22 protein-coding genes are annotated in these 21,985 nt (G+C 63.4%); 7 read left to right on the top strand and 15 right to left on the bottom strand.

Features of this window, described 5'->3' with window-relative positions:
• Positions 1 to 90 precede the first annotated feature (90 nt).
• The 6 genes from F4Y38_16570 to F4Y38_16545 all read left to right on the top strand — a co-directional run bounded on the left by F4Y38_16570 (position 91) and on the right by F4Y38_16545 (position 5,026).
• Positions 91 to 438: a hypothetical protein gene (locus F4Y38_16570; GenBank protein ID MXY50896.1), complete on the top strand. Its 348-nt coding sequence runs from the start codon at positions 91 to 93 to the stop codon at positions 436 to 438.
• Between the two features lie 88 nt (positions 439 to 526).
• Positions 527 to 1,501 carry a Gfo/Idh/MocA family oxidoreductase gene (locus F4Y38_16565; protein MXY50895.1) on the top strand — a complete coding sequence of 325 codons (975 nt, stop codon included), beginning with the start codon at positions 527 to 529 and terminating at the stop codon, positions 1,499 to 1,501.
• A gap of 32 nt (positions 1,502 to 1,533) precedes the next feature.
• A complete protein-coding gene (locus tag F4Y38_16560; protein MXY50894.1) occupies positions 1,534 to 2,793 on the top strand; it encodes a tyrosine--tRNA ligase in 1,260 nt (419 codons plus the stop codon).
• Positions 2,794 to 2,811: 18 nt separating this feature from the next.
• The gene (locus tag F4Y38_16555) at positions 2,812 to 3,666 is read left to right on the top strand and encodes a sugar phosphate isomerase/epimerase (protein MXY50893.1); all 855 of its coding nucleotides are present in this window, start codon (positions 2,812 to 2,814) and stop codon (positions 3,664 to 3,666) included.
• Between the two features lie 80 nt (positions 3,667 to 3,746).
• Positions 3,747 to 4,589 (top strand): histidinol-phosphatase, encoded by an 843-nt coding sequence (locus F4Y38_16550; protein ID MXY50892.1) that lies wholly within the window; start codon positions 3,747 to 3,749, stop codon positions 4,587 to 4,589.
• A 194-nt stretch (positions 4,590 to 4,783) separates the two neighbouring features.
• Complete coding sequence (locus tag F4Y38_16545) at positions 4,784 to 5,026, top strand: hypothetical protein (protein ID MXY50891.1); 243 nt, start codon at positions 4,784 to 4,786, stop codon at positions 5,024 to 5,026.
• Between the two features lie 29 nt (positions 5,027 to 5,055).
• On the opposite strand, the gene F4Y38_16540 is transcribed toward F4Y38_16545, so the two are convergent.
• Both F4Y38_16540 and F4Y38_16535 read right to left on the bottom strand, forming a co-directional pair.
• A complete protein-coding gene (locus F4Y38_16540; GenBank protein MXY50890.1) occupies positions 5,056 to 6,633 on the bottom strand; it encodes a thiamine pyrophosphate-binding protein in 1,578 nt (525 codons plus the stop codon).
• 63 nt (positions 6,634 to 6,696) lie between these two features.
• The gene (locus F4Y38_16535) at positions 6,697 to 8,097 is read right to left on the bottom strand and encodes an amino acid permease (GenBank protein ID MXY50889.1); all 1,401 of its coding nucleotides are present in this window, start codon (positions 8,095 to 8,097) and stop codon (positions 6,697 to 6,699) included.
• Positions 8,098 to 8,290: 193 nt separating this feature from the next.
• Between F4Y38_16535 and F4Y38_16530 the strand changes: the two genes are divergently transcribed.
• Positions 8,291 to 8,872: an AAA family ATPase gene (locus F4Y38_16530; protein MXY50888.1), complete on the top strand. Its 582-nt coding sequence runs from the start codon at positions 8,291 to 8,293 to the stop codon at positions 8,870 to 8,872.
• A 15-nt stretch (positions 8,873 to 8,887) separates the two neighbouring features.
• On the opposite strand, the gene F4Y38_16525 is transcribed toward F4Y38_16530, so the two are convergent.
• From F4Y38_16525 to argG, 13 genes are all read right to left on the bottom strand, one after another.
• Positions 8,888 to 9,919 carry a Gfo/Idh/MocA family oxidoreductase gene (locus tag F4Y38_16525; protein ID MXY50887.1) on the bottom strand — a complete coding sequence of 344 codons (1,032 nt, stop codon included), beginning with the start codon at positions 9,917 to 9,919 and terminating at the stop codon, positions 8,888 to 8,890.
• A 78-nt stretch (positions 9,920 to 9,997) separates the two neighbouring features.
• Positions 9,998 to 10,990 carry a hypothetical protein gene (locus tag F4Y38_16520; protein MXY50886.1) on the bottom strand — a complete coding sequence of 331 codons (993 nt, stop codon included), beginning with the start codon at positions 10,988 to 10,990 and terminating at the stop codon, positions 9,998 to 10,000.
• A gap of 15 nt (positions 10,991 to 11,005) precedes the next feature.
• Complete coding sequence (locus F4Y38_16515) at positions 11,006 to 11,755, bottom strand: amidohydrolase (protein ID MXY50885.1); 750 nt, start codon at positions 11,753 to 11,755, stop codon at positions 11,006 to 11,008.
• Entirely contained in the window at positions 11,752 to 12,513 is a 762-nt protein-coding gene (locus tag F4Y38_16510; protein ID MXY50884.1) for an amidohydrolase family protein, read from the bottom strand. The genes F4Y38_16515 and F4Y38_16510 overlap by 4 nt, the downstream gene beginning before the upstream one ends.
• Before the next feature lie 18 nt (positions 12,514 to 12,531).
• The gene (locus F4Y38_16505) at positions 12,532 to 13,434 is read right to left on the bottom strand and encodes an aldo/keto reductase (GenBank protein MXY50883.1); all 903 of its coding nucleotides are present in this window, start codon (positions 13,432 to 13,434) and stop codon (positions 12,532 to 12,534) included.
• A 12-nt stretch (positions 13,435 to 13,446) separates the two neighbouring features.
• A complete protein-coding gene (locus F4Y38_16500) occupies positions 13,447 to 14,910 on the bottom strand; it encodes a cupin domain-containing protein (GenBank protein ID MXY50882.1) in 1,464 nt (487 codons plus the stop codon).
• Positions 14,911 to 14,931: 21 nt separating this feature from the next.
• Positions 14,932 to 16,092 (bottom strand): CoA transferase, encoded by a 1,161-nt coding sequence (locus F4Y38_16495; protein ID MXY50881.1) that lies wholly within the window; start codon positions 16,090 to 16,092, stop codon positions 14,932 to 14,934.
• Positions 16,089 to 16,736 carry an AMP-binding protein gene (locus tag F4Y38_16490; GenBank protein ID MXY50880.1) on the bottom strand — a complete coding sequence of 216 codons (648 nt, stop codon included), beginning with the start codon at positions 16,734 to 16,736 and terminating at the stop codon, positions 16,089 to 16,091. The genes F4Y38_16495 and F4Y38_16490 overlap by 4 nt, the downstream gene beginning before the upstream one ends.
• A gap of 55 nt (positions 16,737 to 16,791) precedes the next feature.
• Complete coding sequence (locus tag F4Y38_16485) at positions 16,792 to 17,538, bottom strand: SDR family oxidoreductase (GenBank protein MXY50879.1); 747 nt, start codon at positions 17,536 to 17,538, stop codon at positions 16,792 to 16,794.
• Positions 17,535 to 18,497: a nucleoside hydrolase gene (locus F4Y38_16480; GenBank protein ID MXY50878.1), complete on the bottom strand. Its 963-nt coding sequence runs from the start codon at positions 18,495 to 18,497 to the stop codon at positions 17,535 to 17,537. The genes F4Y38_16485 and F4Y38_16480 overlap by 4 nt, the downstream gene beginning before the upstream one ends.
• Positions 18,498 to 18,548: 51 nt before the next feature.
• The gene (locus F4Y38_16475) at positions 18,549 to 20,135 is read right to left on the bottom strand and encodes a peptidase M14 (protein MXY50877.1); all 1,587 of its coding nucleotides are present in this window, start codon (positions 20,133 to 20,135) and stop codon (positions 18,549 to 18,551) included.
• A gap of 20 nt (positions 20,136 to 20,155) precedes the next feature.
• Entirely contained in the window at positions 20,156 to 20,578 is a 423-nt protein-coding gene (locus F4Y38_16470; GenBank protein ID MXY50876.1) for a VOC family protein, read from the bottom strand.
• A 70-nt stretch (positions 20,579 to 20,648) separates the two neighbouring features.
• Complete coding sequence (argG, locus tag F4Y38_16465; GenBank protein ID MXY50875.1) at positions 20,649 to 21,893, bottom strand: argininosuccinate synthase; 1,245 nt, start codon at positions 21,891 to 21,893, stop codon at positions 20,649 to 20,651.
• Positions 21,894 to 21,985: the final 92 nt, after the last annotated feature.

Here is a 21,985-nt window from a genome sequence, read left to right as displayed (position 1 = left end):
TCAGCAGGCCTGCCTGCGCTGCGTCCCTCATTCTTGTGCTGTCATACCGATTTGCAGGTATACGGCCCGTGGCCGGAGAGGAGCCTTTCCATGAAGCTTACATTCACCGATCTCAACGATATGATACGCGAGCTGAAGGAGAAAAGCGTCCAGTCGATCCGGGTGAATGAAGTGATTCGTGATGTACAGGTGATGATTCCGGATGAGTATCCCATGCCCATCAAAACCTTTTCGGTCTATATAACCGCCAGTATCGATGGAGAATGGAACGAGGATCTCGTGGCAGAATACGTGGAGCACGTCGGCTGCGTCGACGAGCTTGCGGGCGAAGAGGTCCTCGGCGATCTGCATCGGCGTACGGGCAACAAGGTGGAAATCCTGCGCGAGCTGCTGGCGGGTGAATTCCTGACCGTGGGTTCGGGCCGGTTCGAAGAATGAACGATGCTGCATCGCATGCCGGTCCGGCAGGAGGAAGTCCCGCCCGGACCGGCGTTGACATACCCATTCACATGAAAAGGAGTTCGTCTTGAGTACCGATCCCGTCGGTTTCGGCGTGATAGGGCTTGGCATGGGGGCGGTGCGCGCCCGTTTCATAAGCGAGACGGAAGGCGCGCGGCTCGTGGCGGTGGCGGAACTCGACGAGGAGCGGGGCCGGAAAGCCGCGGCGGAGTACGGGATCGACTGGTACCGGGACTACCGCCGGCTGCTCGACCGCGACGATATCGACGTCATCACCGTGATGACGCCCAGCGGCACCCATGCGGACTTCGCCATCGCGGCCGCGGAAGCCGGCAAGCATGTCATCACCACCAAGCCCGTGGAGGTCAGCCTGGAACGGGCGGACCGGATGATCGCGGCCTGCCGCGAGGCCGGTGTGATCCTGGCCGTCGATTTCGAAGCGCGGTACATGGCCGACAACGTGCGCGTCAAGCAGGCCGTGGACGAAGGGCGCCTCGGGCGGATGATCCTGGGCGAGGTGCGGCTCAAGTGGTTCAGGAACGACGCCTACTACGAGGGCTGGCACGGCACGTGGGCGCTGGACGGCGGCGGGTCGCTGATCAACCAGTCCGTGCACCAGATCGACCTGCTGGGCTGGTACATGGGGGAGGTCGACCGCGTCCAGGGCCAGATCGGGGTGTTCAACCACGACATCGAGTCCGAGGACCTCGGCATGGCCATGCTCCGGTTCAAGAGCGGCGCCGTCGGAACCATCCTGGGGACGACGACCTGTCCCGTCACCATCCCCGCGGGGGTGGAGCTGCACGGCACGCAGGGGCTGGTCATAACGGCCGGCAACAAGGTCGATACCTGGCATGTTCCGGATGAATCGGCCGATGATCCATTTTCCTACGAGGGCCCGCGCAACGTGATCGAGGACATGGTCGGCCTGGTCCGGCACGGCGGCGCGCCCCGCATCACGGGCGAGGAAGCCAAGAAGTCCCTCGCGCTCATCCTCGCCATCTACGATTCTTCCCGGACGGGACAGGCCGTGTCCCTGTAAACCGGTGTCCCTTTAGATCGGAATCTCCCAGCATGTCCAGCGCATTCGACGTTTTGAAGGAACGGGGGTTCGTCTCCCAGGTCACGAACGAAGAGGCCGTGGCCAAGGCCTTCGAAGACGAGACCGTCACCTGCTACATCGGATTCGATCCGACGGGGCAGAGCCTGCACGTGGGCAACCTCGTCCAGATCATGATGCTGGCTCACGTGCAGCGCGGCGGCCACCTGCCCATCGCCCTGGTGGGCGGCGGCACGGCCATGATCCCCGATCCGAGCGGCAAGGACGCCCTGCGTCCCCAGCTTTCGACGGAGGACATCGACCGGAACATCCTCCGGATCAAGAAGCAGCTGAGCAGTTACCTCGATTTCGACGGTGGCCACGAGGACCGGGCGGGCAGGGCGGACCGAGCGCTGATGGTGAACAACGCGGACTGGCTGCGCACGCTGAACTACATCACCTTCCTGCGGGAGATCGGAGAGCATTTCAGCGTAAACCGGATGCTGACAGCCGAGGCCTACAGACTTCGCATGGAGACGGGCCTCACCTTCCTGGAATTCAACTACCAGATCCTCCAGGCCTACGATTTCCTCATGCTCTTCCGGGAGTACGGCTGCACGATGCAGTTCGGGGGCGACGACCAGTGGGGGAACATCGTGGCCGGCGTCGACCTGATCCGGCGCAAGGAACGGGCGGCCGCGCAGGCAATTACGACGCCCCTGCTGACCCTGTCGGACGGTAAGAAGATGGGCAAGACGGCCGAAGGCGCCGTCTGGCTCGATCCCGGGATGACCTCGCCCTACGACTTCTACCAGTTCTGGATCAACGTGGATGACCGGGACGTGGAAGGCCTCCTGGGCCATTTTACCTTCCTGCCCATGGAGCAGGTACGGGAACTCGGCGCTCTCGAGGGCGAGAAGATCCGCCACGCCAAGTCGGTCCTGGCCTTCGAGACGACGAAGATCACCCACGGCGAGGAAGCGGCGTCCCAGGCTGAGCGCGGCGCACGGAGCGTATTCGGCGGCGCGCAGGCGGGGGCGGAGGACGTGCCGACCGTGGAGATCGGCCGGGAACGCCTGGAGGCCGGCATCAACGTGGTCGACCTGTTCGTGGAAGCCGAGCTGGGCAAGAGCAAGAGCGAGGTGCGCCGGCTGATCCAGCAGGGCGGCGCGTCCGTCAACGGCGAACGCGTGGCCGCCATCGACCGAATGCTCGGTACGGGGGACCTCGACGACGAAGGCGTCCTGCTCCTGAGGGCCGGCAAGAAGCGGTTCCAGCGCGTCAAGACCGGGTAAGGCCGGTAAGGTCGGGCTATGTTCAAGAACCTCAATCCAGGCATGATCGGCATCCACGCTTCCCTGGCCGAAGCGCTGGATATGGCTGCGCAGTACGGTTTCGGCGGCGTCGACCTAAACCTGCCTGACGTGGCCGAATTGGCCCGGGAGACTTCTGTCGAGGAGGTCCGCGGTCTGTTTGCGAGGGCAGGTTACCGTCCCGGTAACTGGGGATTGCCGATCGAATGGCACGGCACCAGGGAGAAGTGGACAGATGAACTGACCCGGCTTCGCCGGTATGCCGCCCTGGCAAGGGACATTGGCGCACAAAGGACGACCGCCGTGGTCATGCCCTGGTCGGATGATCGGACCTTCGACGAGAACTACGCCTTCCACGTGGAGCGGCTGAAGCCCGTGGCGGAGATCCTCGCGGAGCACGACTGCCGGTTCGGCCTGGAGTTCATCGGACCGGAAACGCTTCGCCAGGGCAAAAAGCACGCGTTCATCTATACAATGGACGGCATGCTGGCGCTATGCCGTGACCTTGGTCCCAACGTGGGCCTGCTGCTGGACCTTTGGCACTGGTACACGTCCCACGGCACCTGGGATGACCTCGCGCGGCTGGAAAACGACGACGTGGTCAACGTGCACGTCAACGACGCGCCGGCCGGGGTCCCGGCGGACGAGCAGATCGACAACAAGCGTTGCCTGCCCGGCGAGACCGGCGTCCTCGACATAGCCCGGTTCCTCAAGGCGCTGGACGCCATGGGCTACGACGGACCGGTCACGGCCGAGCCATTCAGCGCGCGGGTAAACGCCCTGGCCCCGCAGGACGCCCTGCGGGAGACGTCCGAGGCCATGCATCGGGCATGGGCATCGGCCGGTATCGCGTAGTTGCGTAGTCCGGCGGCAAGGTCCGGCATCCCTTCTGGTCGCCACCTTCCTATTACAAATACCATCTAACAGGTTCGAGAATGGCCTCATCCCCCGATCGCGTTTCCGTCCACGGCGGCCACAGCGGTGAGTTCTGCGATCACGCGGAGGACTCGCTGGAGGAGATCGTACGGGCCTACATCGACCATGGATACACCTGGGTGGGCATCACCGAGCACATGCCGCCGGAGCGGGACGCACTGAGCTACCCCGACGAACTGGCTGCCGGGTTGAACGCCGTCGATCAGCAGGCGAGATTCGCCAGGTACATGGCGGTCTGCCGCCGACTCCGGGACAAGTACGCGTCGCAGATCAGGGTCCTGGTAGCCTTCGAAACGGAGGCGTACCGCGGGTATGAAAGCTGGGTACCCGACGTGAGGGAGGAATGCAAGCCCGATTACATCGTGGGTTCCGTGCACCAGATCAACGACGAGTTGTTCGATGGATCGCCGGATTGGTACCAGGCCGCGGCGGATACGGTCGGAGGCGTGGACGAGTTGTACTGCGCGTACTTCGACCGTCAGTTCGAAATGATCACGAAGCTGCGTCCCGAGGTGATCGGCCACTTCGATCTGGTCAGGATCTTCGACCCCGATTACAGGGCGCGCCTCGTCAAGCCCTTCGTGTGGGACCGGGTCGTGCGCAACCTGGAGGCGATTCGCGATCTCGGTTCGATCCTGGACTACAACCTGGCCGCGCTTAAGAAAGGCCAGGCCGAGCCCTACGTCTCCAGGCCGGTACTCGAGCAAGCGCTGAAAATGGGAATTGCCGTGGTACCCGGGGACGATTCCCACGGTGTAGGCAACGTCGACCGCCACTGGGACGAGGGGATTGGTTTCCTGCGGGAAGCGGGGTGTGATTTGAACTGGAAATGTCCTGCGTGAGGTGGGCTTACGACCCAAGTGCGCACCTGGCCAGTTGTCTTGCCAGGTGGTGGTTCTCAGAAAAAACTACATTTTAATCGAAAAACTTCAAAACGGTACTGACTAATCCATTAAGACCAATACCAGGAAGAACAGGCTAGGGTTGATGGATAGATAGACGTGGATGTCTGTGACTGGATGAAAGAGGTGCCGAAATGAACGAATCTGAAAACCTATCTCCGTCTTCGCCGGGTACACCAATCGTCTTTCAGAATGAATGGCTGATGGTTCAGCTCATTGACATTCGGAAGGAAATAGGCGAAATACGGGCAGAAATCGAAAAATCCAGGACTGAGGCGGTGGACAGGGAAAACAGGATACTCAGGTGGGCAATCGTCCTGGTTCCGGTTACTGCCCTTGCGTTGTTGAAAATCTGGGATCTGCTGCCCATAAACTGAACGAGAACGAAGACCTGCAGGTACAGTATCTAGTACTTTCGCTCCCAGGGCCCTATCGGCACCTCGATCAGTGTCGGGGCGTCCGCCGCAACGGCCTCGCCCACGGCCGCTTCCAGCTGTGACGGGTCCGCGACCATCACCCCCCTTGCGCCATAGGCTTCGGCCAGTTTCACGAAATCCGGGTTGTGGAGTTCGGTGCCGATGACGCGGCCGTCGAACTCTTCCAACTGGGCCCGCAACACGTTACCGTAGGCGTTGTCGTTGAAGACGACGGCCACGATGTTGATGCCGTACTGCACGGCCGTGGCGAGTTCCTGGAGGTTGTAGAGGATGCCGCCGTCGCCGGAGACCACGACGACCGCGCGGTCGGGGCGTCCGATCTTGAGACCGATGCCGACGGGGAACACGCTGCCCAGCGTGCCGTGGTGGGAGGAAGTTTGGTATCCCCTCGGGGATTGGGCATGGTAGTAGTTCCGGCCGTAGTATCCCATCTGGTTCATCCCGCCCACGAAGATACCGTCATCTGGAATCGCCGCGCACATGGCGTCCATGAAAGCGCCCTGGGGCTGGAGTTGTTCCGCCGGACCGAAGCGGTGGGCATTGATCGCCTGGATGTCCTCGGTGACGTTGGGCCCGGGGCCTGACAGGCCGGCCAGGTTTTCGTACAGGACCTCCAGGCTCAGCGCGGCGTCGCCCAGGATGCCGTGGGTATGGCTTCCGTCCTGGTTGATCTCGTCGGGGTCGTCGTCGATCCGGATCACCGTCTGCCCATCCAGTCGCGCGCTCAGGTCGGTCGCCGTGCCCACGGCCAGGATCACGTCGCAGTCGTCCACCCGGTCCTTCAGCGGCTTGAACCGTGCCTCGAACATCCCCAGCGAAAGCGGATGCCGTGCCGGAAGGATGCCCTTCCCGCTGCGACTGCTGACGACCGGGCTGCCCAGGTGCTCGGCGATCTTCCGGACCAAAGGCGCGCCTTCCGACGCCCCGGCGCCGACCCAGAGCAGCGGCCGTTCCGATTCCGCCAGCAGCCGGGCCGCGTGCGCCAGCTGGTCGGCGTCGCCCGCCGCGGGCGAGTACGACGCCGCTTCCAGCAGGCGGACCTCCTCCTCGGCCCTGAATACGTGAGGGCCGATCTCCAGGACGACGGGCCGTTTCCGCGGAGTGCTGAGCTGGCGGAAGGCCTCCCGGACCAGGCCGGGGATGTCGCCGGGCGATTCCGCACGGCCCGCCCACTTCGAATAGGCGCCGTAGTCACCCAGGCTGTCGTGCCGGGGCCGGCCGGGTAAAGACACGCCGTGGTGGTCTCCGGTAACCAGCAGTACGGGGGAGGACTGTGCGAAAGCGGTGGCCAGTCCGGCTGTGGTGTTGAAGAACCCGGGGCCTTCGACCGCGATGCCCACGCCCGGCTTGCCGCTCACACGGGCGTAGCCGTCGGCCATGTAGCTGATCGCTTGTTCGTTCCGCGTGGTGATATACCGCATGCCCTCCTGCCGGTAGATCGCGTCGATGGCTTCGTACTGGCCGGCGCCGGGCAGTCCGAAGACGACCTCGACGCCGTTGGCGTGCATGGACCGGACGAGGGCCTCGCCGCCGTTCATGACGGGCATCAATAACTCCTCTATTCTTTGATCTGTGATTTACTCTCTAGCTTGAAGTATGCAATATAAAGTCTACGCACTGGCCGCCTGCCTGCGGAACCACAACAGGTACACCGGCACGCCGAGGAGCAGGACGAAAATGCCTGGCAGGGCGTCGCCGAAGCTGAAAACGACCGTCGATACGATGTATCCGAGGGACACCACGATGAAGAAGAGCGGTGTGACGGGGTAGCCCCACACCTTGAATGGCCGGGGTTCGTCAGGATACTTCCGGCGGAGGATGAACACGGCGATCACGGTCAACACGTAGAACACGAACAGCACGTACATCACGGCCAGGACGATTTCCATGAAGTTGCCGACGAGGCTCCACGCCATGCCCAGGATCGTCAGGGTGGTGATCGTTCGCGACGGGGTCCGGAACCTGGGATGGACCCGGGTGAACCAGCCGAAGAAGAGGCGCTCGCGGGCCATGCCGTAAGCGATGCGCGGCATGTACATGATGTTGGCGTTCAAGGTCCCGAAGGTGGCGACGACCACCGCCAGGGAGGTGAGTGAGCCGCCTACCGGGCCGATCAGCCTTTCCGCTACCTCGGCGGCGATCTGATTCGACCCGGCGATTTCGTCGATGTTCATAACGTAAAGGTATGCCCAGTTGACGGCCAGGTAGACCAGCATGCACAGGCTCAGTCCGATGATGATGGCCAGGGGCAGCACGCGGCGCGGGTCCTTCACCTCGCCCGCCACGTTGTTCGTGTTGTACCAGCCGTTGTACGAGAACAGGATGCCGACCATGGCCGTTCCCAGCGCACCGAAGAGGCTCATCTCCCTGCCCGTGGCCGACGGCGTGGAGAAATGCTCTGCGGACCCACCGACGATCAGGGCGAGGAATACCAGGCCCAGCAGGGCCGCGACCTTGGCGAAAGTGGACACATTGGATATGATCCCCCCGAATCGCACGCCCGCGTAATTGACGGCTCCGAGCAGGGCCAGGACGGCGAAGATCGCCAGGTGCTGGGTCGAGACCAGCACCGGTCCTGCCTGCATCAGCACATGTTCCAGGGAGATATCCGGTACGAAGTAACCAAGATACGAGGTGCAGATCATGGCGACGGCGGCCAGCGCGCCGGGACAGATCACGGCGGTTTCCGTCCACCCGTAGAGAAAGGACACGTAGGGCGGATAGGATTCCCGCAAGTACACGATGATGCCGCCCGTGCGGGGCATCATGGCGCCCAGTTCGGCGAAACACAGCGCACCCGAGAAGCAGAGCAGGCCGCCGATGACCCAGACCAGCAGGAACAGTTCGGGGGAGCCCAGTACGGCCGCGATGCCCGCGGGCGCCCCGAAAATCCCGGACCCGATGATGCCGCCGACGATGATCGTCGTGGCCGCGACCAGGCCGAGATCCCGGGCCAGCTCGGTCTCGAGTTGAAATCGACTTCCGACGCGATCGGGTGATGATTCAGCCATGGCCTTCCTCCGTTGCCGTCACGCACGGGAACTGGATTGATTTTAAATCGTTGAAGAAACTTAAAACAAAATGGACGCGGGTTGATCGTCAAGGACAATATACCCCTCGTACATCCGCTTTGACAGGGTCCCTCGAAAAGAGTATATTCAGCCCGGTTTTCGTCTTCCTTCTCTGCAACCAGGCGGACCTGAAATGCACCTAATCGTCGCCATCGTAGGCATGACCGGGTCGGGGAAATCGACGGCCGCCGAATGCCTGGTCGACCGGGGCTGGCGCCACATCCGGTTCGGCCAGGTGACCATCGACCGCCTCAGGGCGGAAGGCTGGGCAGTGAATCCGGAGAACGAGAAGGAGATGCGCGAAGGGCTGCGGCGCGAACACGGGATGGGCGCCTTCGCGCTGCTTTCGCTGCCCGCCATCGAGGATGGGCTGAGACACGGCCACGTGGTGATCGACGGGCTGTATTCGTGGTCGGAACACAAGATCCTCAAAGAAACCTACGGCGACCGCATCCACGTGGTGGCCGTGGTCTCTTCGCCGAAGACCCGCTACCGCAGGCTGGAACACCGGACCCACGACGCGCGGACGGACCCCCAGTTCCGGATGCGGCCCCTCACGGCGGAAGAGGCGCGAAAGCGGGACCATGCGGAGATCGAGAACATCGAGAAAGGCGGGCCCATCGCCATGGCAGACTTCACCGTCGTCAACGAATCGGCCCCGCAGGACCTGGTCGACGCCGTCCTGGCCTACGTGGACCGCGTCGCATCAACGTAATCAGCCAATCAACACTTACAACGGCAAAGCGATGGCCTTGCCCTCCGACATGCTCCGGGTCACGGCCTCGGTGAATTCCATGTACTTGATCCCGATGTCGAAGGGCGTGTGGGACACCTTCTCGAGACCGCGGATGGCGTTGATAAATTCCTCTTCCACCCGCCATTCCCCGTGGTCCTCGGGCTGGATCTCGATTTCGGACAGGGCGTCGTCGCCCCGGCGGGCCCCGTAAAGCTTGCTGTCGCCCATGCGGATCGTGCCCTCGCTGCCGTAGATAGTGGCTTCGCTTTCGTTGGCCAGGCCCTGGACGGTCGAAACCTTGACATAGGCCGACGCGCCGCAGATCATGTCCATCACGATGTCGATATGCTCCGGCACCCTGACGGCGCGCATTACGCCCGTTTCGGCGTCACGGCGCATCTTCGTGAAGGTCTTTCCCTGGGCGAAAACCGAAAGCGGATCACCGACCCAGCGCCGCATGGCCTCGTACCAGATGCCCATGGTCATGACGTTCATCCCGCTGTAGTCGACATTCTGCCGCCAGTGCATGGGCCCGTCGCGGTCGATGAAATCGCTTCCCGATGACCGGAGTTCCACGCTGAGGATTTCGCCCACGTACCCTTCCGCGATCAGACGCTGAATGGTCTTGTCCGCCCACAACGTCATGGGGGAAGGCACGATCTGGGCGACGAGGTCAGGGTTGTTCTGCGCGGCGTCGTGCATGAGCTGGGCTTCTTCGTAGTTCATGGCCATGCGCGCCTCGCACAGGATGTGCTTGCCGTTTGCCAGGGCCGCCATACTCGTGGCGCAGTGAAGATAGGGCCAGGTCCCCACGACGATGGCGTCCGTATCGTCGGCCTCGATCAACTCGGTCCACGTTTCGTAGGTCTTCGGAATGCCGAACTGCTTCGCCACCCGCTCCGACGACGCGCGGCTTCGGTTGCACACGCTGACGATCTTCACGCCTTCAATAGCCTGCAGCTTCGGTATATGCATGGTCACGGTATTGGTGCCGGCGCCGACCACGCCTACCCGGATGGTTTCCATTTGTTTCCCCTTTTGGTCTGCTGGATGCTAGTCCGCTGGACGGTGAACAGTACTCCGCTGGTTATGTGCCGTTTGATACTATGTTCTGCGTGCACGGATGATGTCCGCCAGGTTCCGCGCCATTTCCTCGAAACCGGCGGGCGCCGGATGCACGAGGTCTACCGTGAGGCCGGTGTTGGACCGGAGCATGGCGTCTCCCGGAATGTGAACGAGCTTCGGGCGGTTCAATTCCATCACCCGTTCCGCCACGATGGACCGGAAGGTCTCGCATTTTTCGACGCCCGTAAAATCATACCGGCACGGGAAGATGTCAATGCAGAAGATCCAGTCGTCGGGATGGGCGTCGGCGATCGTGGTCACGAAGTACTCGACGCGGTTGTAAAACTCGTCCACGCTGAAGGACTGCACGACGTTGATGCCCATCTCCAGCGTGGCGACGTGCCAGTCCGTGCGTCCGGCGATGTAATCCGCCATGCCCCCTTCCATGTGGGCGCCTCCGCCGAATCCCAGGTTGAAGAGATCGGTGCCCAGCAGCTCGGCGGTCCGGGCAGGATACGTCCCCGTGGGCCGGACGGCCGTGCTTCCGTGGGTAATCGACGATCCGTAGGCCAGGTACCGGGTCTGCGGCGTCTGGTCCGGCCGCGGCAGAGACGTGTCGCCTTCGATGGAGACCAGGCGGACTGAGGGACGCCACGGCAGGACCACCCGGGTGAGGCCGGTATCGAACCGCGCGTCGGACGGCGTGACCCGGCGCATGTCCGTTTCGGACTCTGGGCGCGCCACGGAGATTCGCGTTGGGGCCGCATCGACGATATGCAGGGCGCTGAAGAAATCGCCCTGGTACACTTCCGCGAGCGTCGGGCCATCGGGGCTCTGGAGCGTGACGGCCGCCTCCGGTCCCTCCAGGTTGAACCGGATTTCGCACCCGGAGGCCTGCAGGGCGTTGTTCTTCGCCGATTCGTTCAGCTTCACGCGCAGGTCGTTCGGCACGCGGCAGCAGGTACTGCCCGCGCCGCCGGGGTCGTCCAGCAGTTCGTGTACGTTGTGTAGTTCAGCTTGACCGAGAATCACGTAATCCTCCTGTCCTTAAATGCCCAGCAGACGGGCCGCGTTTTCGCCCAGTGCCATGCGTTTCGCTTCGGGTGAGATCCGGGCCGTGATGATCTTGCCGATCTGCGGCCGCGGGTCCATCAGGGGCATGTCCGATCCGTACAGCACGCGGTCGGCCCCGCCCTTTTCCACCAGTTCCTCGATCACGCCGGGCGTCCGGTACGTCGAGCAGGTCTCCAGGTAGACGTTCGCGTACTTCTGCGCCGCGGCGATGGCCTCCGCGCGGGCCTCGGGTACGTTCCCGCAGTGGGCGGAGACGAAGTTCACCCGGGGGTAGGCCGGCGCGAGGTCTTCGAAGTAACGGGGCCGGCTGTTGATGAAGTGGTCCGTGTGGAAGATGATGGCCAACCCCCGGTCCTGGGCGAATTCATAGATCGGATGCCAGGGTTCCTCGTTGAAGGGCCAGGGCGTATAGGGCGGGTAAAGCTTGATGGCCGGAAACCCCAGTTTGTCGATCGCCCTCTCCAGTTCGGGTACCATCCGGTCGGGCATCGTCGGTGAGACATAGGCGAAACCGACAAAGCGGTCCGGGTTCCGGGCGACGAATTTCGCAGTCAGATCGTTGCCCGTAGTCCCGTCCGGATGAAATATGTGGAACAGGCACGCGGTATCGATGCCGACGGCATCCATGGCCCCCAGGAGGAGTTCCGGGTCGTCCACCATGCCGTACCGTTCCCATCTTCCCACGTGACCGTGGTAGTCGATCACCCTCGTGCCGTCTATCATGACCCCTCCGTTAGTCCGAGCAGCCGCTCGACGTTTCCGGCGCAGACTCGTGCGAGTTCATCCACGCCCATGCGGGTGTGGTGCAGGTAGAACAGGATCGGCCCCATGGCGTACCGGGGATACCACGAACCGTAGACGAACCGTTCCGCGCCGAACCGTTTCACGAGGGCCTCCACCTCGCCGATGGGTTCGTACCGGCTGAGTTCCAGTACGGCACGGGGACTCGCTTCCAGCAGGCCGCGCACGACCAGCGCGTGAGTATAGTGCGCGCCGACGAGCACGGTGTGCAGGTCCGGATAGGCCTTGAGCGTCGTGACCAGGTGGTCCGCTTCCACGTCCATCAACGGTATCCAGAGCGGGATCCCGGCGTCTGAAAGAAGGGTCAGGAGTTCGTCGTAACCCCATGGGAGAAAGGGAAGTCCGGCGGACTGGCAGTCGTGCAGGCGGGCGGAACGCACGCGGCCCCGGCCGTGGAGTTCCGCGATCTGCTTCATGGAGGTTTCCACCGGCGCGACCATCCACTGGGGGACGAGCCTCCCGTCCTCGTCGAGCCAGTCCTCCAGGTACTCGTTGCCGTCCGTCGGACTGATCTGTTCGCCCTGGGCATGGTAGATCACGGCGCGCTCGACACCGTGGAAATCCATTTCGTCGAGCAGTTGCGCGGGGCTCTGGCAGGGCGATGGTCCGGTATGGTGATTCCCCACGCACACATTAGCGTCGATGACGGGCACGCGGGGCGAGAAGTTCAGTGAGGACACGTGGACGGGTTTCCGTGGTTATGACGATCCGCCATCCATGCCCGGACGGATGCCGAAAGCCAGGTCGAACGCTTCCCAGAGTTCGGCCGAAATCGTCTCGGTGGCGGCCTCGTAGGCGTCGTGGACGTGCCGGATGCTCGCCGGCCCGAACATGACGATGCTGTCCACCGGCGCCGCCAGGCAGAATTGTATGGCCAGATGGCGGATGTTGACGTCGTGCTCTCGGCACCAGGTCCAGATTCGATGCGCGCGCGGCTCGGACCCGGGATGCATGCCTCGCTCGCGGTCCGGATCGGGCGCCTGTCCGGTCAGCAGGCCCATGCCCTGAACGCTGGCCAGGATGATGCCCGTTGCTCGTTTTCTGGCCGCCGGAAAGATGGTGGCGGCGGCCGACTGATTGACCAGGGTGTAGTCCAGGAAGGTCAGGGATACGTCGCTGATGCCCTCGTCGATCAACCGTACGTGCCAGTCATGGGAACGGGCGCCGAGTCCTATATTCCTGACCACGCCCTGCGATTTCATTTCGTGCAGCACGTCAAATACCGCACCTTCGCGCAACAATTCGTCCACATCGGCCGGATCGTGTACGAGTACGCAGTCGAGATAGTCTGTCTTCAGGGATCGCAGGCTTTGGTCCAGGCTCCACCTGGCGCCTTCTTCGGAGAAGTCCTTCCTGCGTTCGGGATGGGTGCCGATCTTGGCCTGGAGATAGTAAGAGGACCGGGGCACGCCGGAGAGCGCCTCGCCCCATTTCTCCTCGTGGTGGCCCGGATAGGTATCGAAATAGTTGACGCCCAGTTCCAGGGCGGTCTGGATGGCTTCGACCGCCTCGGGGCTTTCGTGCAGGAAGGCGGCTCCCATGGCCAGCGCCGCCGGACGCATGTCGGTTCGCCCGAACGAGCGGGCGGGTAGGTTGTTCACGTACGCTTTCGATTACCGCCTGTCCGCATCAGGGAAATCATCGTCGTCCTCCACTGTATCGTCCTCCACGACGGTTTCATCTTCGTCTTCGATATCGAAGTCCGCGTCGTCGTCTTCCAGGTCGAAATCGTCGTCGTCCGCTTCGGCTTTCGCTGATGCCTGGTTCGCATCGTCCGAGTCGTCCGCTTCGACCTGGTCCGCTTCGGCGACGTCTTCGACTTCCTCTTCTGCGTCCTCGGCGACCACGTCTTCAACTTCCTCTTCCGTGTCCTCGGCGACGTCGGCGTCTTCTACCGCCGCTTTCGGTTCTTCCTCTTCGGTCACCTCGGTGTCATCCGCTTCGGCTTCCGCATCGTCATCAACCTCATCAACAGTCGCCGCGGCGTCCTCCGCCTCATCCTCGGCCTCTATCGATTCGGCCTCATCCTCGCCTTCTACCGATTCCGTACCTTCATCGGCTACATCGGCGTCTACCAATACCGCCACATCTTCGGCATCCGCCTCATCCTCGGCCTCTGCCTCATCTTCAGTCTCTGCCGACTCCACGTCATCGTCGGCTCCATCGTCGGCCCCGTCTTCCTCGATTTCCTCTTCGGTCTCCACCGCGTCGGCGTCGTCCCAATCGACCTCCGCCACCACGGCGGCCTCGGCGACTTCTTCCACGCCGTACTGCACGGCCGGCTCCTCGGACTCCTCGAACTCGTCGGATTCGTCCGGCGCTTCGACCTCACCTACCTCGACCGCGAACGTGACGTACTCGAGCCAGCCCTCGCTTTTGTTGGCGAATCGATGGGCAACCCCGGGCAGTACGTGGGCCGCGGAACCTTCTGTGACCAGTTGACGGTCCCCGTCCAGGTCTTCAACGATACCGTATCCGCTGAGCACGTAGTGGACCAGCTCGATGCCATCCAACTGCTGCCAGTCGGTTCCCTGGCGTCCCTGGACCGCGTAGCGGGTCACGCTTTGCACGCGCTGGAGCACGCCGCCTTCGCCGGCCGGGGCTTCTTCCTCGCGCCGCAGCAGCGGCCAGGAGACGGTGCCGCCTTCCAGCACGACCGGATGAACGTCGCGCCAGTCCCGCACCGCGGGCGTGCCCTCCCGGATTTCGTCGAGCGGGCAACTGACGATCAGGTGCTCCATCCAGCCTTCGCCGTCGTTGAACGCCTGGTGGGGTACGTTGACGGGCATGTAGACGGCCGTGCCGTCCCGGACGTCCACCTTGTCGTCCCCGATCAGCAACTGGCCGCGCCCGCGGAGGATGAAATACAATTGCTCGATGGCGTCGTGCTGGTGGTGGTCCGAGTGCTGGTGGCCCTGGAGCCCGTGCTTGACGAAGCTGTTGATGCCGTGCAGCCGGTTGATTTCCGGCGGAGATGTCGCGTCTTTGTCATGGGACTGGTACAGCGTCCAGACCAGCGCGCTGATATGCCCGACATAAGGCGCCTGATCACGCCAGTTTCGCACGCGGATGCTCATGATGTCTCCTTTGGGTTTCGGCTACTTCTCCCCGGTTCGGGATGCGTGTACAGCGCCAAGTTGTATCAGTCGGTCGATCTCGTCATCGTCGTATCCGGAGTCCGAAAGGACCGGACGCGTATGTTCGCCTTCGACGGGAGGCGGAAGCGGGGCTTCGGACTCCGGCGAATCCGTACGGTACGGCGCCCTGACCTGACGGCTTTCCGACCGGTCGGAAGCGACGAGATGGTAAAACGGGTTTCGATACTGTATATAAGGGTCGCACGGCAGATCGTCAAGGCTGTATATGGGGGCGCAGGGCACATCGGCTTCGCGCAGTCTCCGGTCCCATTCCCGGCAGGATGCCGTGGCGAAAACGGCACGGAGTTTCTCCCTGATTTCGGTTGCCCGTTCCAGCCGTTTCCTCGCCGGCCAGCTCCGCCAGCCGTCCAGTTCCATGACATCGCAGAGACGGGCCCAGAAATGGTCCTCGTGGACGATCCCGAGGCTGATGTGCCGGCCGTCCGAGGTCTCGTAGATCCCGTAATGGGGGATGTTCCCAAGGAACTGCCCCCGAACCGCCTCCGGATCCTGCGCCGCCGCGGCGATGTCGAGCGCCATCCAGGACAGGACGCAGTCGGTCATGGACAGATCGATGAAGCATCCCTCCCCCGTGGCCGCGCGCCGCATGAGCGCGGCGGAAACGGCCAGCGCGGCGTAAAGACCGGAGGACAGGTCTGAAATCAGTACGGGAGGGACCGTGGGCGGATCGCCGCGTCCGAGCAGGCCGCCGATCGCGAGGTAGTTGATGTCGTGACCGGCACGGTCCCGGTAGGGGCCGTCCTGTCCGAATCCAGATATGGCGCAGTACACAACGGCGGGGTTCAGGCGTTTCGCCGCGGGATAGTCCACGCCGAGCCGTTCGGCCACACCGGGCCGGAATCCTTCCAGCACGACGTCCGCCCGGCCGATCAGGCGGCTCATGACCGCCCTGCCTGCGTCCTTTTTGAGGTCGATCACGATATTCCGCTTGCCGCGGTTGACGCTGGCGAATGCCGGGGGGAAACCGCGCAGGGGATCACCGCCGGGCGGTTCCACCTTGATCACCCGGGCGCCGAGATCGGCCAGCAGCATGGCGCAGTAGGGGCCCGGCAGTTGCGTGGTCAGCTCCACCACCAGGCAGTCGTTTAGCGCGGAAATCATGGATGCTCGGACGCTTCGTGCAATGCGATGGCCAGCCCGTCGCGCCACGTGTCAAGCTGCTCCAGGTCGTAGCCTGCGTCGCCGTGACGGTGCGTGGTTTCAGTGGCCGGCGAACCCTGATCGAACACGACGATGCACGGATCGGATCCACGCGTTTCCACCGCCTTGAAGCCGGCCGGGGCGAGGGAAACGCGGCGGTCGAAATCCACCCACCCCTCACGCTCCCACCCCACGGAAAGCCAGTGGGTGATCCGGCTGCAGTCGTCCATGATCCGGCCGATCACGTCCGCTACGGTATCGGACGCGATCACCAACGTCGACCGGGACTCGTTAATCTGGTCCTTCAGCACCTGTGACGTGGACGCGTCCTGGCCCAGTACGGCCACGGCGCCCGCGCGCATGCAACCGAGCACGGACTCCCACCAGGCCGTGCATAGCGGCAGCAGGATGAATACCCGCTGTCCCGGACGCACGCCGTGGTGGTGCAACACGTAGGCGACCTTCTCGGAACGTATCTTCATGTCCTGGAAGGTCACGTCCGTCGTGAAGCCGCCTGTGTTTTGCCATCGCAGGGCGATCCGGCCCGGTTCCCGCGCATGGCGGTCCACGACGTCCACGGCGAAATTGGAGATGGCTGCAGTCATGGAATGCGGTTTCCGTGCATGCGGTTTCCGTCCCGGCGCGCGCTGGACGGGCGGCTCAGTCCATCAACAGGCCGCCGTTGACGTCCAGGATCTCGCCGGTAATGTGCCGCGACCGGTCCGATGCCAGGAAAAGCGCCGCCTCGGCCACGTCCCGCGGTTCCCCTTTGCTGCCGCCCAGGGGGATCGCGTCGACGAACGCGGGATCGTGATGGGCGGTCAGGGCGGTGTCTATGATCCCGGGTGCGATGGCGTTGACCCGAACCCCGTGCGGTGCCAGTTCGCGGGCCAGCGACTTGGTCAGGCACTCGATTCCAGCCTTGGATACCGAATAGGGCGCGCCGGACACCACGCCGCCGGTCTTCCCCGCGACCGAGGCCAGGTTGATCACCGCGCCGGATCGCTGGGCTGTCATGGTGGGCAGCAGGGCCTTTGACAGCAGGAACGGTCCCTTGAGGTTTACCGCCATCACCCGGTCCCATTCTTCCTCTGAGCAATCTTCCACCGACCTGAACAGGGCCAGTCCCGCGTTATTCACGAGAATGTCCACGCGGCCGTATTCTTCCACGACCCCGTCGACCAGGGCGCTAATCTCCGCTGCTACCGAGATGTCGGCCCGGACGGCCTGCGCAGACCGTCCTGCATAGCCTTTCCGATTCAACTGCCGAGCGGTCTCCTCCGCGGCGGATTCGTTGATATCCACGACCACGACGGCGGCGCCTTCTTCGGCGAAGATACCGCATATCGCCCGGCCGATACCCTGGCCGCCGCCGGTAACGATGGCCGTACGTTTTTTCAAAATCATGCGAGCACCCTTTCCTCGAATAGCCTGGTGAACGCCTGGACGTCCACCGCGGTGCAGACCCTCGCGTTTGGTTCGCCCCACCGGTCGGAACGAAGGTCGGACACGGTCATACCCGTGGTGAGATCGCCGGCGGTTTCCACGTCCACCCTGGCCGGCACCGTCGTGACGAGGTCTTCCCGGACGGCGACGGCCACGGCGAGGGGATCGTGGAGAAAACAGCCGTTGACGCCCCTGTTCTGCCGGTGAAAGGCCACGTAACGGGCCGTGCAGTCGCGAACGAAGACGGCCCTGGCGCCCGCTTCAGCGGCGAAACGGTCGATCGTTCCCGCATCCAGGAACGCCTGCCGGGTCACGTCCAGGGGAACGAAGACCAGGGGGATCCCGGAATCGCAGACGATTTGAGCGGCATGGGGATCGGCGTGGATGTTGAATTCCGCCACTGGAGATACGTTTCCGCCGGTCTCGAAGGCGCCGCCCATGATGATGATTGCTCGCAGCCCGCGCATGCGGTCCGGATCCTTCATGACGGCCCGCGCGACGTTGGTGAGCGGCCCCACGGCGACCAGGATAAGCTCACCCGGGTACCGCCCGGCGAGGTTCGTGATCAGATCGACTGCGTGCTCGGTACTCGGCCGCTGGTCGGGATCAGGGTATACGCGGCGCCCGTCCGCGTCCACCTGTCGGGACACGCCGCCCAGTCCGTCCTCGCCGTGGATATCCCCGGCGAAGGCCAGTTCGCGGACCAGCGGCCGTTCCTCTCCGCGGGCGACAACCGGCGTTTCACGGGCATCGAGTACGCTCAGGGTGAGGTGAATGTTCCGCACGCAGTTCTCGAGGGACGTGTTTCCGCAGACCCCCGTGATGGCCTCGACACGAAGCTCGGGCGACCGCATGGCCAGCAGGATGGCCAGGGCGTCGTCGACCCCCGTATCGGTGTCCAGGATTACGCGTACGGGCATTCGGGCTCCGTCGGGAGTAGATTCAGGGCCGTCGCGGGCCCTTCCGGCCGGCTATGGGTCGGCCGGTTCGCGCAGTATGGGGTAGTGCTCCGCGCCTTCGAGTACATCGTCCATCAGCGCCCATGCGACCAGGCCGTCGTCGGACCGGGGTTCCAGCAGGTAGTATACCAGCCTGCCCAGCTTCTGATCCACCGGTACGACCAGCGTGCCCGGTCCCAGCGTGTGGACCACGGGTTCGTAGACGCCCGACAGCGTCCGTTCGTGCCTGCCCTGGAAGGGCCGCTCGGCGGCTTGCGACGCGTCTATCCTGAACCGCTCCAGCGCTAATTCGCGCGGACTGGAGAGTTCCTCGAACCAGATGCCGTGGGCGCCGAGCCGTTCGATCACGGTGGACAGGGATGGGGGTACGAAATACGTCCGGGGCGCGCGTACCGTTTCCGTCGCGGAGAAAGTCCCGTATTCGTACATCGAAGTTGGATTGAGGACTTCCTTCCGGAGATACATGACCTCGCCCGTGTAGGGGTTGCGCGTCTCGTCGACTTCACCCAGCAGGATTTCCACCGGTTCACCGGACCGGGCGAATTCGGAACGGACGGCCAGGTCCCGGCCCACGACCGATGCCAGGTCCACGGTCTCCAGGATCGCGCGTATCGAAGACGCGTTCCGGTGGGCGAAGTGGACGTTCTCCTTCACGAAGGCCAGGGTGGCCATGACGCGGTCTTCGAAGGACGCGTAGGCATAGGCTTCGCTCAGTATGGCAATACGGTTCCGGAGTCCCACGTAGTTGTTATTGAACCGGGGCCGGTGATCGAAGGTGTACCATCCCGGTTCACGGGCCGATCCGGTCCGGGGCACGTTGCCGTAGTAGTAGAACTCCCACCCGTAGTTCTCCCGGATGGTGGCTCGCACCTCGGGCAGCCACCGACCCCGTAACAGTTCGATAATCCGGCTGGCGGTATTGGGGTTTAACGGAGGCGAGTAGGTAAGGTGGTAGCCGTGGACGGTGCCGTTCGTGGTGTGGAGATCGATCAGCACGTGGGGATCGTATTCGTTCATGAGCCAGACCAGGGACCGTGCCTCGGGGGAATCCAGCTTCATGTGATCGCGGTTCAGGTCGAACCCCTGGGCGTTCGGCCGCTGGCCCATGCCCCCCACGGGTCCATGCTGGCGTGGACGGTTGTACAGGCTGATCCGCTCGTTGCCGTCGGCGTTGTAGATCGGCGCCATCATCAGCACCAGGGAATCGGCCCAGTCCGCATACGCTCCGGAGGCCAGTTCCCGGATCAGGATGAGCAGAGCTTCCTTGCCGCACACCTCCCCGGCGTGGATGTTCGCCTGGACGAACACCCTCGTTTTGCCGGTCCGGGCGATTTCCGCCGAGGATGCGTCCCAGACGTCGCCGAAGACGAGCAGAGGCAGGGTCCGGCCTTCCGTCGTGTAGCCGAATTCGGTCAGATGGAGCCGGTCGGACGCGAGCACGGCAGCCCGGAGATAGGACATGACCTCCGCGTACCGGGTCGTCTCGTCGTAATCGGAGTACTCGGCGCGCGTCTGGAGCTCGGAGACGTCATATTCCTGGGCGATGGCGGGGCAAGCGGACGCCATGACCAGGGCGAGGGTGGCGAAGATTCGGTACATCGGGTCCCTGCGTTGCTCGGTCAATGCTCCTGGAAGAACTCGATCACCTCGCCGCACGGGCCATTGAAGAAAGCGACGGTCACTTCGAGTCCTCCCAGATTGACCTCTTTCGGTTCGATCGTCACCTCGTATCCGTGGGACCGGACGTGTTCGATCGCAGTCCGCGCATCCGTCGTGGCCAGCGCGATATGGGTGACCGGGTCATTGGGCGAGGGACCGCCCGGCAAAGGGGTATCGTTCGTGGGCTGGAACAGTTCGATGTGACTGCCGTCCCCGGCGTCGAGGAGCATGATCCTCCGCTCGGCGGGGCCGAATTCCGCCACGGGCTGCATGCCCAGGACATCCTGGTACAGCCGCAGCGATGCGTTCCAGTCCCGTGTCTGAACGGCGACGTGATGCGTGCCGCATCCGGGAACCAACTGGTTTTTGCTGCCGACCGGCATAAATATAGTCTCCAGGTTTTCAACGTGTGCGGTTTTCAACGTGTGCGGTTTTCAACGTGCGCGATCCGGCCTACCGCGTCTGGGTGGTCTGACCGGATGATTTGAGAGCCCGTGCGCTGACCCCCAGCACGCCCAGGAATCCCTCGGAATCCTTGTGGTCGAAATCCCCCACGCCCTCCATGGATGCCGTTGTCTCGGAATAGAGCGAGTTAGGGACGTTCTCGGCCGACACGAAGGACACGCCGCCCTTGTACAGATCGACCTGGATGGTCCCCGTGGCGAGCTGGTTGAACACGTCGACGGATGCCCGCAAAGCCTGGGTGGCGGGATCGTACCAGTAGCCCTGGTAGATCTGCTCCGCGATGACTTCCGAGGCCTGGTCGAAGGAACGCCGGGCGCGGCGGTCGAGAATGAGCTGCAGCAGGAACTCGTAGCATTGACCGAGGAGCGTCATGGCCGGCGACTCGTAGACGCCCCGGCTTTTGATGCCCACGAAGCGGTTTTCCACCGTGTGGATCCCGATCCCGATGCCGTTTCTGCCGCCGATCCGATTGGCCGTCTCGATGACCGACAGCGGCGTCGCCGGGTCTCCGTTAATCCGGACCGGTACGCCTTGTTCGAAGCGGACGGCAAACCGTTCGGGCGCATCGGGCGCTTCCCGGGGATGGACGCCCATGCCGGGCGTGATGAAACCGGCCGGGGTTTCGAGCGACTCGAGGCGGCCGGCCTCATGAGTCAGTCCGAGGATGTTCGCGTCCGTGGAATAGGGTTTCTCGTGGGAAGCCTGTATCGGCAACTCGCGGTCTTCACAGAAGTCGATCATCTCTTTTCGTCCGGGAAAATCATCCAGGAAGGCCTGGTCCCTCCAGGGGGCGTAGACCTCTACCGAAGGGTCGATCATGTTGGCCACGAGCTGGAACCTGACCTGGTCGTTCCCGCGGCCTGTCGCGCCGTGGGAGAGGATATCGATGCCGCGCTTCTTGAGCTCGGGCAGCAGGGTCCGCACCGTAATGTGACGGGCTATGCCGGTCGTGTTCCAGTAGTTCCCCTCGTAGGCGGCCTGGCACTGGATGACCTCGATGCCGGCCTGCGCCAGTTCATCCTTCGCGTCTACGATTACGGCGTCCTTCGCGCCGCACCGCATCATGCGTTCGGCGACGTAGTCGATGCGTTCTTCATCCGGCTGGCCCAGGTCGGCGGTCACGCAAACCACGTCCACGTCGTGATCCGCCAGCCACCGGGTGACGGTACAACTGTCCAGTCCGCCCGATACCGCGGCGCCGACGGTCCTGCCTTTCAACCCACTCAGGTCCATGAGGTCGAAACTCCTCGAAACAACCGGTTGATACGGATTAAGATCGAAATCTGGAAGTAATGCATACGCAAGTCAAAAGTCAAGGCACTAAT

This window comes from Gemmatimonadota bacterium, from assembly GCA_009838645.1.
GTDB lineage: Bacteria > JAAXHH01 > JAAXHH01 > JAAXHH01 > JAAXHH01 > JAAXHH01.
The sequence above is the reverse complement of the archived record's forward strand: the minus strand, read 5'-3'. Positions and strand labels throughout refer to the sequence as shown.

Bases quoted from the DNA above. Each gene is read 5' to 3' on its own strand.
- F4Y38_16495 (MXY50881.1), bottom strand. From the start codon at position 16,092: ATGATTTCCGCGCTAAACGACTGCCTGGTGGTGGAGCTGACCACGCAA.
- F4Y38_16515 (MXY50885.1), bottom strand. From the start codon at position 11,755: ATGATAGACGGCACGAGGGTGATCGACTACCACGGTCACGTGGGAAGA.
- F4Y38_16545 (MXY50891.1), top strand. From the start codon at position 4,784: ATGAACGAATCTGAAAACCTATCTCCGTCTTCGCCGGGTACACCAATC.
- F4Y38_16550 (MXY50892.1), top strand. From the start codon at position 3,747: ATGGCCTCATCCCCCGATCGCGTTTCCGTCCACGGCGGCCACAGCGGT.
- F4Y38_16475 (MXY50877.1), bottom strand. From the start codon at position 20,135: ATGTACCGAATCTTCGCCACCCTCGCCCTGGTCATGGCGTCCGCTTGC.
- F4Y38_16490 (MXY50880.1), bottom strand. From the start codon at position 16,736: ATGACTGCAGCCATCTCCAATTTCGCCGTGGACGTCGTGGACCGCCAT.
- F4Y38_16480 (MXY50878.1), bottom strand. From the start codon at position 18,497: ATGCCCGTACGCGTAATCCTGGACACCGATACGGGGGTCGACGACGCC.
- F4Y38_16500 (MXY50882.1), bottom strand. From the start codon at position 14,910: ATGAGCATCCGCGTGCGAAACTGGCGTGATCAGGCGCCTTATGTCGGG.
- F4Y38_16555 (MXY50893.1), top strand. From the start codon at position 2,812: ATGTTCAAGAACCTCAATCCAGGCATGATCGGCATCCACGCTTCCCTG.
- F4Y38_16540 (MXY50890.1), bottom strand. From the start codon at position 6,633: ATGCCCGTCATGAACGGCGGCGAGGCCCTCGTCCGGTCCATGCACGCC.
- F4Y38_16570 (MXY50896.1), top strand. From the start codon at position 91: ATGAAGCTTACATTCACCGATCTCAACGATATGATACGCGAGCTGAAG.
- argG (MXY50875.1), bottom strand. From the start codon at position 21,893: ATGGACCTGAGTGGGTTGAAAGGCAGGACCGTCGGCGCCGCGGTATCG.
- F4Y38_16485 (MXY50879.1), bottom strand. From the start codon at position 17,538: ATGATTTTGAAAAAACGTACGGCCATCGTTACCGGCGGCGGCCAGGGT.
- F4Y38_16530 (MXY50888.1), top strand. From the start codon at position 8,291: ATGCACCTAATCGTCGCCATCGTAGGCATGACCGGGTCGGGGAAATCG.
- F4Y38_16560 (MXY50894.1), top strand. From the start codon at position 1,534: ATGTCCAGCGCATTCGACGTTTTGAAGGAACGGGGGTTCGTCTCCCAG.
- F4Y38_16470 (MXY50876.1), bottom strand. From the start codon at position 20,578: ATGCCGGTCGGCAGCAAAAACCAGTTGGTTCCCGGATGCGGCACGCAT.
- F4Y38_16525 (MXY50887.1), bottom strand. From the start codon at position 9,919: ATGGAAACCATCCGGGTAGGCGTGGTCGGCGCCGGCACCAATACCGTG.
- F4Y38_16535 (MXY50889.1), bottom strand. From the start codon at position 8,097: ATGGCTGAATCATCACCCGATCGCGTCGGAAGTCGATTTCAACTCGAG.